Annotated in this window: 14 protein-coding genes; 4 read left to right on the top strand and 10 right to left on the bottom strand. The window is 55.1% G+C overall.

From position 1 onward, the window contains the following. Positions 1-116: 116 nt before the first annotated feature. From gyrB to rpsT, 7 genes are all read right to left on the bottom strand, one after another. Positions 117-2,534, bottom strand: a complete 2,418-nt coding sequence (gene gyrB, locus ACFIO0_RS16820) for a DNA topoisomerase (ATP-hydrolyzing) subunit B (protein WP_390911551.1) — start codon at positions 2,532-2,534, stop codon at positions 117-119. Between the two features lie 78 nt (positions 2,535-2,612). Next, positions 2,613-3,233: a LysE family transporter gene (locus ACFIO0_RS16825; protein WP_390911552.1), complete on the bottom strand. Its 621-nt coding sequence runs from the start codon at positions 3,231-3,233 to the stop codon at positions 2,613-2,615. Further along, the gene (gene recF, locus ACFIO0_RS16830; RefSeq protein WP_390911553.1) at positions 3,230-4,333 is read right to left on the bottom strand and encodes a DNA replication/repair protein RecF; all 1,104 of its coding nucleotides are present in this window, start codon (positions 4,331-4,333) and stop codon (positions 3,230-3,232) included. The genes ACFIO0_RS16825 and recF overlap by 4 nt, the downstream gene beginning before the upstream one ends. Before the next feature lie 53 nt (positions 4,334-4,386). Beyond that, positions 4,387-5,505 carry a DNA polymerase III subunit beta gene (gene dnaN, locus ACFIO0_RS16835; protein WP_390911554.1) on the bottom strand — a complete coding sequence of 373 codons (1,119 nt, stop codon included), beginning with the start codon at positions 5,503-5,505 and terminating at the stop codon, positions 4,387-4,389. A 164-nt stretch (positions 5,506-5,669) separates the two neighbouring features. Continuing rightward, positions 5,670-6,437 carry a hypothetical protein gene (locus ACFIO0_RS16840; RefSeq protein ID WP_390911555.1) on the bottom strand — a complete coding sequence of 256 codons (768 nt, stop codon included), beginning with the start codon at positions 6,435-6,437 and terminating at the stop codon, positions 5,670-5,672. Between the two features lie 11 nt (positions 6,438-6,448). Beyond that, the gene (gene dnaA / locus ACFIO0_RS16845; RefSeq protein WP_390911556.1) at positions 6,449-7,807 is read right to left on the bottom strand and encodes a chromosomal replication initiator protein DnaA; all 1,359 of its coding nucleotides are present in this window, start codon (positions 7,805-7,807) and stop codon (positions 6,449-6,451) included. Positions 7,808-8,326: 519 nt separating this feature from the next. Continuing rightward, positions 8,327-8,590 (bottom strand): 30S ribosomal protein S20, encoded by a 264-nt coding sequence (rpsT, locus tag ACFIO0_RS16850; RefSeq protein ID WP_390911557.1) that lies wholly within the window; start codon positions 8,588-8,590, stop codon positions 8,327-8,329. 209 nt (positions 8,591-8,799) lie between these two features. Here rpsT and ACFIO0_RS16855 point away from each other — a divergent pair, with 209 nt between their 5' ends. Beyond that, a complete protein-coding gene (locus tag ACFIO0_RS16855) occupies positions 8,800-9,093 on the top strand; it encodes a DUF1330 domain-containing protein (RefSeq protein WP_390911558.1) in 294 nt (97 codons plus the stop codon). Between the two features lie 16 nt (positions 9,094-9,109). Here ACFIO0_RS16855 and ACFIO0_RS16860 read toward each other — a convergent pair whose 3' ends face one another. Both ACFIO0_RS16860 and mutM read right to left on the bottom strand, forming a co-directional pair. Further along, positions 9,110-9,886 carry an enoyl-CoA hydratase gene (locus ACFIO0_RS16860; protein ID WP_390911559.1) on the bottom strand — a complete coding sequence of 259 codons (777 nt, stop codon included), beginning with the start codon at positions 9,884-9,886 and terminating at the stop codon, positions 9,110-9,112. Between the two features lie 73 nt (positions 9,887-9,959). Further along, complete coding sequence (gene mutM, locus ACFIO0_RS16865; RefSeq protein ID WP_390911560.1) at positions 9,960-10,811, bottom strand: bifunctional DNA-formamidopyrimidine glycosylase/DNA-(apurinic or apyrimidinic site) lyase; 852 nt, start codon at positions 10,809-10,811, stop codon at positions 9,960-9,962. Between the two features lie 95 nt (positions 10,812-10,906). On the opposite strand from mutM, the gene ubiE reads away from it, so the two are divergent. Together ubiE and ubiB are read left to right on the top strand one after the other, a co-directional pair. Continuing rightward, positions 10,907-11,671, top strand: a complete 765-nt coding sequence (ubiE, locus tag ACFIO0_RS16870) for a bifunctional demethylmenaquinone methyltransferase/2-methoxy-6-polyprenyl-1,4-benzoquinol methylase UbiE (RefSeq protein ID WP_390911561.1) — start codon at positions 10,907-10,909, stop codon at positions 11,669-11,671. 1 nt (position 11,672) lies between these two features. Then, a complete protein-coding gene (gene ubiB / locus ACFIO0_RS16875; RefSeq protein ID WP_390911562.1) occupies positions 11,673-13,205 on the top strand; it encodes a 2-polyprenylphenol 6-hydroxylase in 1,533 nt (510 codons plus the stop codon). Between the two features lie 39 nt (positions 13,206-13,244). Here ubiB and ACFIO0_RS16880 read toward each other — a convergent pair whose 3' ends face one another. Continuing rightward, entirely contained in the window at positions 13,245-14,420 is a 1,176-nt protein-coding gene (locus ACFIO0_RS16880; protein ID WP_390911563.1) for a beta-ketothiolase BktB, read from the bottom strand. Positions 14,421-14,523: 103 nt separating this feature from the next. Between ACFIO0_RS16880 and ACFIO0_RS16885 the strand changes: the two genes are divergently transcribed. Beyond that, positions 14,524-15,087, top strand: a complete 564-nt coding sequence (locus ACFIO0_RS16885) for a helix-turn-helix domain-containing protein (protein WP_390911564.1) — start codon at positions 14,524-14,526, stop codon at positions 15,085-15,087. The last annotated feature ends 84 nt before the right edge of the window (positions 15,088-15,171 follow it).

The raw sequence follows: 15,171 nt of genomic DNA on the forward strand, positions 1-15,171 counted from the left end.
TCTACCCTTTTCCCAATTTGCAAATTCGCAGAAGGATAAAAAGAGGGCATTAACAACGCAGATCGCCGCCCCATAAAAGAGCGGCGATTGTAATTTAAATCTGGCCTATCGGTATCTTAGAAGTCCAGATTTTCCACGTTCAGCGCGTTCTGCTGGATGAATTCACGACGTGGTTCGACAACGTCACCCATCAGTTTGGTGAACAAATCATCGGCCTCGGCCATATCGGCGACCTGTACTTGCAACAAAGTTCGTGCATCCGGGTCCAGCGTCGTTTCCCACAACTGATCAGGGTTCATTTCACCCAAGCCTTTGTAGCGTTGCAGGGACAAGCCTTTTTCACCTTCTGCCAAAATCGCATTCAGTAAATCCATCGGGCCAAAAATCATCTGCGTTCGGTCTTTGCGGATCAGTTGCGCTGGCAGCGAATAGACCTCTTGCAAGCTTTGCGTAAACGACCCGGTCCGCCGGGCTTCACCACCGCGCAAAATACGACCATCCAGCGTGCGAACTTCTTCGACACCGCGCAGAATACGAGCCAAACGAATGCCGTGATCTTGGGTAATGCGGCCCTGCCAGCCCTGTTCATATTCCAAGGCGATCAGGTTCAAACGCGCCGCAACTTTGTCCGCTGTGCCTTGCAAATCAGACTCGACAACGCCGGGCGAAAAAGCACCTGCAATCGCAGCCTGCTCCAGAATATGGCGCGGATAATGCGTCGGAAAGGCCTCAAGCACACGGCGCATTTGACGGGCCAAATCGACGACACGCATCAGGTCTGCACCGCTAATTTCTTCACCGTTGCCTTGGCGCAGCATCGCGCCGTCAATACCTTGATTTACCAGATAATCTTCCATGGCGGCTTGGTCTTTGAGGTACACTTCGGACTTGCCGCGTGACACTTTGTACAACGGTGGCTGCGCGATATACAGGTGACCGCGCTCGATCAATTGCGGCATTTGGCGATAGAAGAATGTCAGCAAAAGTGTGCGGATGTGCGCGCCATCGACGTCCGCATCCGTCATGATGACGATCTTGTGGTAGCGCAATTTGTCGATGTTGAATTCGTCGCGACCAATGCCAGTGCCCAGCGCCATCACAAGGTTACCGATTTCCTGACTGCCCAGCATCCGGTCAAAGCGCGCGCGTTCAACGTTAAGGATTTTACCTTTTAGTGGCAGAATCGCTTGGGTTTGACGGTCACGACCCGTCTGCGCAGAACCGCCAGCCGAGTCACCCTCGACGAGGAAAACTTCGGTTTTAGACGGATCTTTTTCAGAGCAATCCTTGAGCTTGCCTGCAAGGAAATTCACATCCATCGCCGTCTTTCGACGGGTCAAATCACGGGCTTTGCGGGCCGCTTCACGCGCGAGCGCTGCTTCGACAATTTTGCCAACGATAACCTTGGCAAGGTTCGGGTTTTCCTCGAACCATTCTGACAGCTTTTCGTTCACCAAACCTTCGACTGCGGGGCGCACTTCGGACGACACCAGCTTGTCTTTGGTTTGAGACGAGAATTTCGGATCAGGCACTTTGACGGACAACACACAGGTCAAACCTTCGCGCGCGTCATCACCCGTAAAGCTGATCTTTTCTTTTTTCGCGATGCCAGATGTCTGTGCATAGTTGTTGATCGTACGCGTCAACGCGCCACGGAAACCGGCCATGTGCGCGCCGCCATCCCGCTGGGGGATGTTGTTGGTAAAGGGCAGCACGTTTTCATGGTAACTGTCATTCCACCACATCGCGACTTCGACGCCAATGTCATCGCGTTCGCCTGTGATAAAAATCGGTTCTGCCATGATCGAGGTTTTGGAACGGTCCAGGTATTTTACAAATTCCTTAACGCCACCGTCGTAATACAGCTCTGATTTCAGATGTTCGGCAGGGCGTTCGTCTGTCAAAATTATGCGCACACCAGAGTTCAGGAACGCCAATTCCCGCAATCGTTTCTCAAGCGTTTCAAATGAATATTCAAGGTTCGAAAAGGTATCGGTCGAGGCAAGGAACCGCACTTCGGTCCCGGTGCGATCACCGCAATCGCCCACGATTTTCAGGTGTTCGACCGTGTCCCCGTGCGAGAATTTTGCAACGTGTTCTTTGCCGTCGCGCCAAATGCGCAGGTCCAACTCGACCGACAGCGCGTTCACAACAGACACGCCAACGCCGTGCAAACCGCCCGAAACCTTGTACGAGTTGCTATCGAATTTGCCGCCCGCGTGCAGTTGGGTCATGATAACTTCGGCCGCTGAAACGCCTTCTTCCTCGTGGATGCCCACAGGAATACCGCGCCCGTTATCGCTGACTGAAACCGAGGAATCCTCGTGGATTGTGACCGTGACCGCGTCCGCGTGACCGGCCAATGCTTCGTCAATTCCGTTATCGACGACCTCGTAGACCATGTGGTGCAAACCAGAGCCGTCATCGGTATCCCCGATGTACATGCCTGGTCGCTTGCGAACTGCTTCTAAGCCCTTGAGAACTTTAATAGAATCAGCGCCATATTCTTCTTTTTTCTGCTCAGGCTCGGACATGCGATTTTACCTTCGTAATTTTGTCATTTTATACGATTTTTCAGGGGGAATGTCACGGCTCAGACACAAGATTTTGTGTCAGAGGACGGCAATAACAACCCCGACCAAAATCAGCAGGGCGCCAGAGCCGATATTGATGCGACGAAGCGAATTTGGGGACCCGATCAAGCCACGCATTTGGCCGACACATGCGGCCATTGCGAGGTTTCCCGCCAACGGAACTGCGATGGACACCGCAATGATTATTCCGACGTCAATCCAGGTGATCGCGCGCAAATCAAAGAACCCCGGCAAGACGCCCATGTAAAATAGGACGGCTTTTGGGTTGCCTAAAATTGCGGCGACGCCGGCGATAAAACCGGCCCACATGCCCGGCCGTGTCAGGGTTTTGTTGGCTGAAATCGCGTGGCCTGCATGTCGGATCAACGCAAGGCCCATCAGGATGAAAACGCCGCATGCCACCCACCGCAAAACTGTCATGAACGTGTCGAACACCGACAAAATCCAGCTGATGCCCAGCACAGCGACCAGCGGCCAAATGATGTCGCCAACAGCCACGCCTATCGCCAATGGCCATGCCGCTTGGAATCCACCAGACAAACTGCGGGCCGAGATTGCCAGCCACACAGGACCCGGCGTTGCGAACAAGATCAGCAAGGCCCCGCAGTACAGCAGCAGATCGGATCCAGCGATTGTCATGACAATTGATGCACGTGCGAAACGCCGGCCTCTTCTGTCACCTCAAGATATTGCGCGCGCGTGCCCAAATCAGCAAACAGCTCCATTCCCGTTCCCGTCATCCAAGCTTGCGCCTTGAGCCCGCAAATTTCGTCGTACAGAGCGGCGCGGCGATTCGCGTCTAAATGCGCCGCAACCTCGTCGAGCAACAACAACGGTGGAGCGCCAAAATCTTGGGCCAAGGCGCGGGCATTGGCCAAAATCAAGGACACCAAGAGTGCCTTTTGCTCGCCTGTAGAGCAGTCCTTGGCAGGCACATCTTTGGCCGCGTAGACGCCATAAATGTCGGCACGGTGCGGCCCGATCAACGTGCGCCCTGCGGTCAAGTCACGCGCGCGACCCTCAGACAGGGCAGTGCGCAAATCATCAACGGTTTCGGGCAAATCACCGTCACTGTGGGTGAGGGTCAAATCCGCTGCGGGAAACGCTGTCTGCGCACCGCTTTGGGCGTCCTTCAACTGTGCCAGTGCCGCCATCCGGTTGTCATGAATCGCGCGACCGGTCTCGGCCATCTTGGTCTCAAGCGCGCTGTACCAATGCGGATCACGCACCATGTCCTTGAGAAGACGATTGCGTTCGCGCATCGCCTTTTCGTAGGTCAGCGACAGATCCGCATGCGATGGCGTAAAGCTCAGCGTCATGCGATCTAGAAAACGGCGACGCCCTTCGGCCCCCTCGATCCACAAACGGTCCATCGACGGGATCAGCCACAGCACGCGCGCAATACGCCCCAATGCAGTCTGAGCGGCAGATTTTTCATCGATCTTGGTTTGGCGGGCCTTGCCGCTTTCGGACCAGATTTCGACTTCGTGCACCTGCGACAAGGAATGCAAAACGCCCGAGACTTTCCAACCCAGCGCCTCGGGCCTGCGCGTCATGTCTTCTGCACTGGCGCGGCGCAATCCACGGCCGGGTGAAAACAGCGAGACGGCTTCGATGATGTTGGTTTTACCGGCACCGTTTGGCCCAAAGATCGCGACAGGGCGCGGATCAACAGACACGCGCGCCAGTTTATGCGAGCGAAAGTGGGAAACCGTCAAAGAGGACAGGTGCAAGGTCATGTCAAAGGGGCCGATTTGCGTTGTCGAAAACGCACCCGTTCATCAGATGTGCGTCAAACACGCATCGGCATGACGACGTAGACCGCTGAGTGGTCATTGCCTTCGCGCATCAGGGTCGGATCGCCGGAAGAATTGAACATGAACACTGCATTTTCGCGGTCAACCTGACTGGCAATTTCCAGCAAGTATTTGGCGTTAAACCCGATTTCCAGACGTTCGTCACCGTAGGCAACTGCCAGCTCTTCTTCGGCAGCACCGCTGTCAGGCGCGTTGACCGACAGGATCAGGCGGTCTTCGTCCAACTGCAATTTCACGGCACGCGAGCGTTCAGATGACACGGTTGCAACACGGTCAACGGCCTTGGCAAAGTCTGCGGCGTCGACTTCCATTTTACGCGTGTTGCCTTGCGGGATAACGCGCGTGTAATCGGGAAACGTGCCATCGATGACTTTGGATGTCAGCGTGATGTCCGGCGTGGCAAAGCGAACTTTTGTCTCGGACACGGACACGGCAATTTTCATGTCGTCGTCGTCGAGCAGCTTGCGCAATTCGCCAACAGTTTTGCGCGGCACAATTACGCCGGGCATGTCAGATGCGTTTTCGGGCAGGTCGGTATCGATCCGCGCCAAACGGTGGCCGTCGGTGGCCACGCAGCGCAATACTTTGCCGCCGTCAAAATCGGACACGTGCATGTACACGCCGTTCAAGTAATACCGCGTTTCTTCGGTCGAGATTGCGAATTTCGATTTGTCGAACAAGCGACGCAATTTTGGTGCTTCGATCGAGAAATTGGAGGCGTATTCAGACGACGCCATCACAGGGAAATCTTCTTTTGGCAAGGTCGCGAGCGAAAAGTTCGAGCGCCCAGCTTCGACTGTCAATCGGCCCGCGGCGCTGTCTGCCGTCAAGGTAACCAACGCGCCGTCCGGCAATTTACGAACAATTTCGTGCAACGTTGTTGCGGCGACGGTCGTGGCACCTGCGCGTTCAACTTGGCCCGGCGCTTTGTCGACAACTTCGATGTCCAGATCGGTGGCGCGAAACGTCACATCGGACCCTTCGGCTTCGATCAGCACGTTTGCGAGGATCGGAATGGTATTGCGCCGTTCAACCACGGACTGCGCTTGGGACACTGCTTTGAGCAGATTTGCGCGTTCAATACTGACTTTCATGTGTCTTCTCCCATCCGGACTGCCGGAGGGTTAAACTACTCTCTCACAGCATATTCTCAAGCATTATCTTGCTTGTGCGGGGGTTTGATTGGGGCGTCAAGGGTGACAGCACCCAAGCGGCGCGTCTCGATCCGTGTCCGCCACTAAAAACGCCACATAATCGCCTATGGTTTTTCGAACAGATCCAGGATTGCAGGGATTTTTTCAGCAAACTCAATGAACACTGCTGGTGGTGGCTGGTTTTCTTGCGGCCAATCCGGGATTTTCACACCCCAAGCCTCGAAGACTAGTCCGCTGGACTTCAATTTCACCCTGACAATGCAAGTCTTGTCAGTCTCGTGCGGGTACACTGCGCAGGATGAGGCAATCCGGTATTCATCTTTCAGCCAACCGGCTGTTTCCATGTATTGTCTGTTTAGGACTTCGTTGAAGGGTTTGGTTCGTCGAAAATGATTTGGGTCAGTAGAATCCAAACTGATTGGATTGGGCCGCACCAAATCTCCAATCGCGTTTCCGAATTGAAACCGAAAAAGAGACTCGGCGGACGGAAGCGTCAACTGCTGCGCAATTTTGTTATTTGCAGTCTTATCCAGCAGGACAGAATCAATTTTTGATCTACCCGCGATGTCCTCGGCGCAGAAGCCATTGGTGGGTTCTGGAAAGGCCGAGTCATCCGGTAAAACCATCCGAGGCAAAGGCGATCCGTCTTTGGGTGGCGGGAACATAAGATAGTGGGTTTTTTGAACGGGAATCGAAAGCTGTTTCCCATTCATAACGATATCAGCAGATGTAACGTGCGTGCAGACTTTGGGGTCTGGTGCGTGGATGTAGCCACGCACCAGAATGATACAAATCAGCCCAACAAACGAAACAATCGCTAAGACTGCTAGCCCAAAGACCCATCTAAAGAAATTCGCCAGATACACATCCAATTTGCGTAGTCTTACGCCTCTAGCGCGCGGCGCAGCAATTCGAGGTCTTCGGCGATCTGGACGTCGGCCTGTTTCAGCTCTTCGATGCGTTTGACGCCGTGCATGACCGTGGTGTGATCACGACCGCCAAAACGACGCCCGATTTCAGGCAAGGACCGGCTGGTCATGTGTTTCGACAAATACATCGCCACCTGACGCGGGCGGGCAAAACTGCGCAGGCGTTTTGGGCCAATCATGTCGGACAGGCGGATGTTGTAGTGGTCAGACACTTTGCGCTGGATTTCTTCGACAGTGATTTTGCGTTCGGATGCACGCAGCACGTCGGCCAGACAATCTTGGGTTAGCGCCATGTCGATTTCGCGACCAACAAGCGAGGCAAAGGCGAACAGACGGGTCAGCGCGCCTTCGAGCACGCGCACGTTTGTGGAAATGCGGTGGGCGAGGAATTCCAGAACGCCGTCTTCGATTTCAAGACCCGGATAGTTCACGCGCTGGGTTTCGATCTTGCTTTGCAAAATGCCGAGGCGCAGTTCGTAGTCTGTCGGGTGCAGATCGACAACCAAGCCACATTGCAGGCGCGATTTCACGCGATCCTCAAGGTCCTTGATTTCGCCCGGCGCGCGGTCAGCGGAAATGATGATCTGTTTTTGCTGGTCAACCAGCGCGTTGAAGGTGTGAAAGAATTCCTCTTGCGTAGAATCTTTGCCAGCGATGAATTGCACATCATCGACCATCAGCACGTCGACGGACCGAAAGATCTCCTTGAAATCCATCATTTTGCGATCCCGCAACGCTTGGACAAAACGGTACATGAATTGCTCAGCAGACAGGTACAGCACGTTCAGATCAGGGCGCGAAGTTTGCAGCTCCCATGCGATGGCGTGCATCAGGTGGGTTTTGCCAAGGCCAACACCGCCGTACAGGAACAACGGATTGAACGTGACAGGGCCACCTTCGGCGACGCGCTTGGCCGCGGCATGGGCCAGTTCGTTCGGTTTGCCGACGACAAATTTATCAAACGTAAACCGCTTGTCGAGCGATGCTGTGTTCAGCCCGTTTGCAGCAGGCGTGCGGACGGGCTGGGCAGTCATCTGAGGCTTGGCTGCGATGTTCATACGCGGCGCGGGTGCAGCGGACACGGCAAAGCTAAGGCGACGGATAGACGGATCGGCCGCCTTGAGTTCGTGCAAAATCATATCCGAGAAATTCTGGCTTACGTAGTTGCCCAAAAAGTTCGTCGGCGCGTTAAAGGATGCGATACCTTCGGTGACGTCACGCAATCGCAGCGGTTCAATCCATGTTTTGAAGTTGTTCTGGCCCGCTGTCTTAACCAGCTTATGGCTCAGTTTTTCCCACTCGTCCTGTGTCATGCGTCGCTTACCGTCCCGTACACTCGTTGCCTGTCAGAGTTGCTTCCTGGCGCACTCTGTTTGCCTCACACATCACTTCATCCGGCAACACTTCTCGGACCAGTTCCCCCAACAGAAACAAGTGTCCGACTTGGATATTAACAGCTGCGCACCCAGTCGTGGCCGGAGCATTACCGACACTGTGACTAAATGCTTAATGCATCCAAATATGTTTTTGACAGTGCTTGGTTGCTAGGCAACTCAATGCAGACACCTACAAAAGCGATCGTTTGCTCTTGCTCAGTTACCCACCTTCACAGCTACGTTTTACCGCGCTCTTTCAGTGACCTGTCCCCCCGCGAAGTGAATCGCTAGGACAGTGGTAGCAAGTTCGTGAGTAGCCCGGCAACTGATCTTCTGTGTTGACTCATTGAATCTAGAAAAAGAATCTCTTGGTCAAAAAACTGGTCTGAAACGGAAAAAAGGCACCGCGTTATGCGATGCCTTTTCTATCAACTGCTTAGCCATAAATAGCGAGGGTTAACCGACCGCTTTGACCCGTGCAGACAAGCGCGACATTTTGCGCGCGACTGTGTTTTTGTGGTACACACCCTTGGTCACGCCGCGCATCAGCTCTGGCTGAGCGGCACGAAGGGCTGCGTTTGCTGCGTCTTTGTCGCCAGATTCGATAGCTTCTTCGACTTTGCGCAGGAATGTGCGAATGCGCGAACGACGCGCTTTGTTGACTTCGAAACGTGCTGCGTTTTGACGCGCGCGTTTTTTGGCTTGAGGCGTATTTGCCATTTTATCTCGTCCCGTTTCATGTTCGGTGCGGTAGTTTTATGCAGCACTAGCTGCGGTGAAGTCGCTCACTTAGGCCCGGTTGGGTTACGAGTCAACCAATTACGGTGCCCAACACGGCCTGTTACACGCAGCATAGTTCGCTTTGTCATTTCCGATGTCGCAAAATTAAGGCTAGTTATGATGCATGATCTAAATGTACTGGAATATGAATGACCGTCCGTGTTTGCGCTTTAACAACCGTCAACCCAAACGAAACAGAAGCACTTAGCGCTTACATGGCGACCACAACGCCACTGTTAGAGAAAGCCAAGGCCAAGATTGTAGTCACCTACGCTGTCGCCCGCACAATCGTCGGTGACACCGTCCCGTCCACAGTCACGATCGTGGAATATCCCACCATCGAAGACCTGGAAAGCGTGTTTGATAGCGCGGAATATGGCCTGCTAAAAGAAATCCGCGCCCGGGCGTTTCTATCTTATCAAATCAGTATTTTGACTGACTAAAGCGGCCTTGAACTGGTTACTTGTCGCGGAATTGTGCCTGGCGTTTTTCGAGGAAGGCGGACATGCCTTCTTTTTGATCTTCGGTTGCGAACAGCGAATGGAACACGCGCCGTTCAAACAGCAAACCTTCACGCAATGGCACCTCGAATGAACGGTTCACTGCTTCTTTGACAACCATGGTGGTGATCATGGATTTTTCAGCGATCTTTTGCGCGGCACCCATGGCTTCGTCCATCAGCTTTTTCGCAGGCACGATGCGGCTGACCAGTCCGGAGCGCTCAGCCTCTTCGGCATCCATAAAGCGGCCGGTCAGGTTCATGTCCATCGCCTTGGCTTTGCCGATTGCGCGGGTCAGGCGCTGTGTGCCGCCGATGCCAGCAACGACGCCGAGGTTGATTTCGGGTTGTCCAAATTTCGCATTGTCCGCGCAAATGATAAAATCGCACATCATCGCCAATTCGCAGCCACCGCCCAGCGCATAGCCTGCAACGGCAGCGATAATTGGTTTGCGCACGCGACTGATCTGGTCGGTTTCCGAGGTGAACAAATCCGTGGTGAACACGTCGACAAACGTCTTGTCGCGCATCATGGAAATGTCTGCACCGGCGGCAAATGCCTTTTCCGAGCCGGTCAGAACGATGCACCGCACTTTGTCGTTGGCTTGCGCGTCGGTCATTGCCTGGGCGAGTTCCGTCAGCAATTGATCGTTCAACGCATTCATCGCGTCAGGCCGACTTAGCGTGATCAGACTGACGTGATTGTCTACTGCAACGGTGATCGTTTCATAGGCCATGTGGTGTGCTTTCATTATCCCCGTTAGAGGAATTAGTTATCACGAGCAGCGCAGGTTTCAAGCAAAGTTTGCCCTAGCTTTGGCATGACTTGCAGTAAAACGAGGATCGGCCCGACTGTACGATGCGCTCAATCATGTTACCGCAACCAGTGGTGTGGCATGGGTCGCCTTCGCGGCCATAGACATCAAAGGATTTCTGAAAATATCCAAGCTCTCCATCAGCTTGGCGGAAATCCTTGAGCGAGGATCCACCTGCCTCGATTGCCTCTGACAACACGTCGCGGATGATGGGAACAAGGGCGGCAATGCGGGCCTTGCTGATCTGTCCAGCTTTGCGTGTGGGGGAAATTCCTGCGCGAAAAAGCGCCTCGCACACATAGATATTGCCCAACCCGCAGACAATTCTTTGGTCCAACAGCGCTGATTTAACGGGGGAGTTCTTGCCTGAGAACGCCTCGATCAGAACCGAATCGTGAAAATCATTGCCCAGCGGTTCGGGCCCCAAAACAGCGAGCAATTTGTGCTGTTCTGCTGTGGCCGTGTCCAGCAAATCCATCGCCCCGAAACGTCGCGGATCGTTAAACGTGATCCGCGCCCCGTTGCCCATGTGAAGCACAACATGATCGTGTTTTTGTTGCGCTGGGTGGTCGTGGATGAATTGCCCAAGCGGGTCACCCGACACGGTCATCCGCCCAGACATGCCAAGGTGGATCAACAACGTCTCGCCGCTGCTGAGATCGGCCAGCACGTATTTTGACCGCCGCCGCAGACGCAAAACCGTTTGCCCCGTCAGTCGCTCTGCCATGCGTTCAGGAAACGGCCAGCGTAAATCTGGACGGTTCACATCTGCGCGCGCGATCACCTGCCCTTCCATGGCCGGGGTTAACCCGCGACGGACTGTCTCAACCTCTGGCAACTCGGGCATGGGATGCTCACCTTTATCATGTGACGAAAGCGCCGCATTGTGCGCGGCCACGTCTGCTCTATAACAAGTGTTGAATTCAAGGACAGCAAGCCCTCATGACCCAAGACACTGCAAATACTCCGGCAAAAACAACACATTTCGGATTTGAAACCGTGCCCGAGGGCGAAAAAGCGGGGCGCGTGCAAGGCGTGTTCAACTCTGTTGCCTCAAAGTACGACATCATGAACGACGTCATGAGCATGGGAATTCACCGTATCTGGAAAGACGCGATGATGGATTGGCTCGCCCCGCGTCCCGGTCAAAAGCTGCTGGACGTGGCGGGTGGCACAGGCGACATTTCGTTCAAGTTTCTGAAACGCGCAGGGCATGGACACGCGACCGTCTTGGACATCACCGAACCCATGCTGATCGAGGGGCGCAAACGGGCCGAGGCCGCGTCGATGGAAGACAGCCTAAATTGGGTTGTGGGCGACGCGATGGCATTGCCCTTTGCCGACAACACGTTCGATGTCTACACAATCAGCTTTGGCATTCGCAACGTCACCCGCCCCCAAGAGGCCCTGAACGAAGCGTTCCGCGTGCTGAAACCCGGCGGTCGCTTGATGGTGTTGGAATTCTCGCAGCTGCCCAATGCAGCCATGCAAAAAGCCTACGATCTGTATTCGTTCAACGTGATTCCGCAGATGGGCAAGATGATCGCCAATGATCGCGACAGCTATCAATATCTGGTCGAATCGATCCGCAACTTCCCCGACCAAGACACGTTCCTTGGAATGCTGCGCACCGCTGGTTTTGAGAATGCAAAATACCGGAACATGACGATGGGTGTTGCGGCACTGCATTCGGGTTGGAAAATCTAGCGTGCGCGGCCCGCACAACATTTGGCGCCTGATCCGCACAGGGGCCACGCTGGAACGCACCGGCGCGATGAACGTCATTCTGGACGCGTTCGACGCGCCACCAACCCTGCGATTTATCGCACATGCGCTGGGAAAACCATTCATGTGGCTGGGGTACAAAGGGGATCCATCGGTCCCGCCTGCCCCGCGCGCTTTGACGGCACTAGGTCCGGCCTACATCAAATTCGGTCAAGTGTTGTCGACCCGCCCGGACGTGGTTGGCGACGAATTAGCCGTGCAGTTGCGCGTGCTCCAAGACAAACTGCCCCCGTTTTCCGTTGAGGAAGCCAAGGCAGAGGTAGAGCGTGAATTGGGCCAGCCCGTGTCCGACATGTTTTCGGAATTCAGCGGGCCTATCGCGGCCGCCTCAATCGCGCAGGTACACAAAGCCAAACTGAAAACGACTGGCGAAGATGTCGCCGTCAAGATCCTGCGCCCCGGCATCGAGCGGGCGTTTTCCAAAGACGTGGATGCGTTTTATTTCGCCGCCCGCATCGTCGATATTTTCGCCCCTGGTGCACGCCGCTTGCGCCCGATGGAGGTCATCGAGCATTTTGACGGTGTCGTTCAAGGCGAACTTGATCTGCGGTTAGAAAGCTCTTCAGCTTCGGAATTCGCGGCCAACACAGAAAAAGACGAAGGTTTCGAATTGCCCCCCATCAAATGGGATTATTCGGCACGGCGCGTGATGACATTGGGCTGGGCTGACGGTGTTCCGATGGGCGACAACGACGCGATTGACGGCGCCGGCCACGACCGCCAAGTGCTTGGCGAACGGGTGCTACAACTGTTCCTAAGCCACGCATTGCGCGACGGATTCTTTCACGCGGACATGCATCAAGGCAACCTCAAGGTCGCACCAAATGGCAACATCATCGCCTATGATTTCGGGATCATGGGGCACATCGACGAATACACCCGCCGCGTCTACGCCGAAATCCTGTTCGGCTTTATCCGCAAAGATTACAAACGCGTCGCCGAGGTTCATTTTGAGGCAGGCTATGTTCCCGCGGACAAAGACGTAGATGAATTTGCGCGTGCTCTCAGGGCCGTAGGCGAACCGATCTTTGGCATGAACGCCACCAACATTTCGATGGGTCGTTTGCTGAGCTATTTGTTCGAGGTCACCGAACGCTTTGGCATGGAAACCCGCACCGAACTGATCTTGCTGCAACGCACAATGGTCGTCGTCGAAGGGGTGGCACGCAGCCTGAACCCGGACATCAACATCTGGCAAGTCGCCAACCCGATTGTCACCAGCTACATCGGCAAATCCATTGGGCCAAAAGCAATGCTGTCCGACCTTGCAAAGACGGCTCGGGTCTTGGGTCGTTTCGGCCCTCGCTTGCCCGGATTGGTCGAGGCTGCACTGATCAAACAAGGCAATCCAGAACCACCCAAGCGCCAAACGTTCTGGCGTTGGATTGTCTTAACAGCGATCGTTTCATCCGGGGCAGGGATCGGACTTTGGACCGCAGCCCAAAGCTTGTTCTGATCACAAATACTCAAAAACCTTTGGGGGCCAAATCGCCCTTCAAAGACGTTCAATCGCCAACGCAATCCCTTGCCCGCCACCAATGCACATGGTGATCAACGCTTTGGACCCACCGATGCGTTCCAGCTCGTACAGCGCCTTAACCGTGATGATCGCACCGGTCGCACCAACCGGATGACCCAGCGCGATCGCGCCGCCATTCGGGTTCACGCGTGCCGGATCAAGCCCTAGCTCTTTGGACACGGCCAGCGCTTGTGATGCAAAGGCCTCGTTGCTTTCGATCACATCAAAATCAGACGCGGACAGACCCGTCTTGACCAGCAAGTTTTGTACTGCAGGGATTGGTCCGATCCCCATGACTTCCGGACGAACGCCGGCGTGGGCATAGCCCAAAATGCGCGCTTTGGGTTTCAAACCTGCCTTTTCGGCTGCCTCTGCTGTTGCCAGCACAATCGCGGCACCACCGTCGTTGATCCCGCTCGCGTTACCTGCGGTCACCGAACCGTCTTTTTGGAACACCGGACGCAACCCACCCAAGATCTCAAGGCTCGTTGCTTTTGGGTGTTCATCGACCTCGAACGGCACCATATCGCGTTTAACTTTAACCTCGACTGGCGTGATCTGACTTTGGAAGTGCCCGGCAGCAATTGCCGCTGCTGCGCGTTGCTGGCTTTGCATCGCAAACGCGTCCTGCTCGGCACGGCTGACGTCAAATTCGCTTGCGACATTTTCCGCCGTCACGCCCATGTGCCCAGTCCCGAACGGGCAATTCAACGCGCCCAACATCATGTCTTGGGTGCGAATATCGCCCATTTTGGCACCCCAGCGTTGGGACGAATTGATGAACGGGCTGCGCGACATGTTTTCCGCCCCACCGGCCAAGCCGAATTCGGCGTCACCCAGCATCAAAGACTGCACAACAGACACGATCGCTTGTACGCCAGATCCGCACAAACGGTTCACGTTCATTGCTGGCACGACGTCCGGCACACCTGCCTGAATCGCCGCGACGCGTGACAAATACATATCGCGTGGCTCTGTGTTGATCACGTGCCCGAATGCGACGTGCCCGATTTGACCGCCCTCGACGCCTGACCGCTCCAGCGCCGCCTTGGCCGCGACCGTCCCCAAATCGATGGGAGTTGTGTTCGCAAGCGCCCCCCCAAAAGTGCCGATTGCCGTACGTGCGCCGTCCAGAATTACGATGTCAGTCATGATGTGTCCCTTTGTTTACGCAGGCTCTAACCGCCCTGCCCTGCGTTGTCAGCCTGAACGTGCCGTCATTGACACCAGCCCTGTGCGGCGGCACATATCCGGTATGACGGAAAATCCTGACGCTATCCTAACGCTTTTGCCTGCTCGCCTGAAAGAGGCGCGGCGCACCCAAGGGCTATCACTGGACGCAGTTGCAAAGCTATCTGGCGTCAGTCGGTCCATGGTCAGCCAGATTGAGCGCGGCGAAAGCAGCCCGACAATTGCAACGCTTTGGAATTTAACTCGCGCCTTACAAGTCGATTTCGCGGGGCTGCTGGATGCAGGTGCAACCCAGACCCAGATCGAGGTTTTGCGCGCCGCCGACGTACCCACAATCGAGGCGCGCGGCACAGGTTGTTCCATCCTGATTTTGTCGCCCCCCGAAGAAGCAGGCCGGCACGAAGTGTACGAGTTACGCTTTGCCAAAAACGGGGTGCTGAACAGTCAGCCGCACACGCACGGCGCCCGCGAACACCTGAGTGTGATCGAAGGCGCATTAGAAGTCACAAGCGGTGACAGTGTGATGCGAATCGATGCTGGCGACACCGCGCGCTACGCCGCTGACGTGCCACACAAAATCACAGCTTTGGGCGCAGCACGCGCGTATTTGGTCGTTCAGGACGCATAAAAATTCCGCGATCACGGAAAATTTCCCTCATTACGGAAATCCTCTATTCCGGAATCGCGTCCGCTATGGTAGAACTTCGCTCAA

This window comes from Pseudosulfitobacter sp. SM2401 (genome assembly GCF_042932805.1).
Lineage (GTDB): Bacteria > Pseudomonadota > Alphaproteobacteria > Rhodobacterales > Rhodobacteraceae > Ascidiaceihabitans.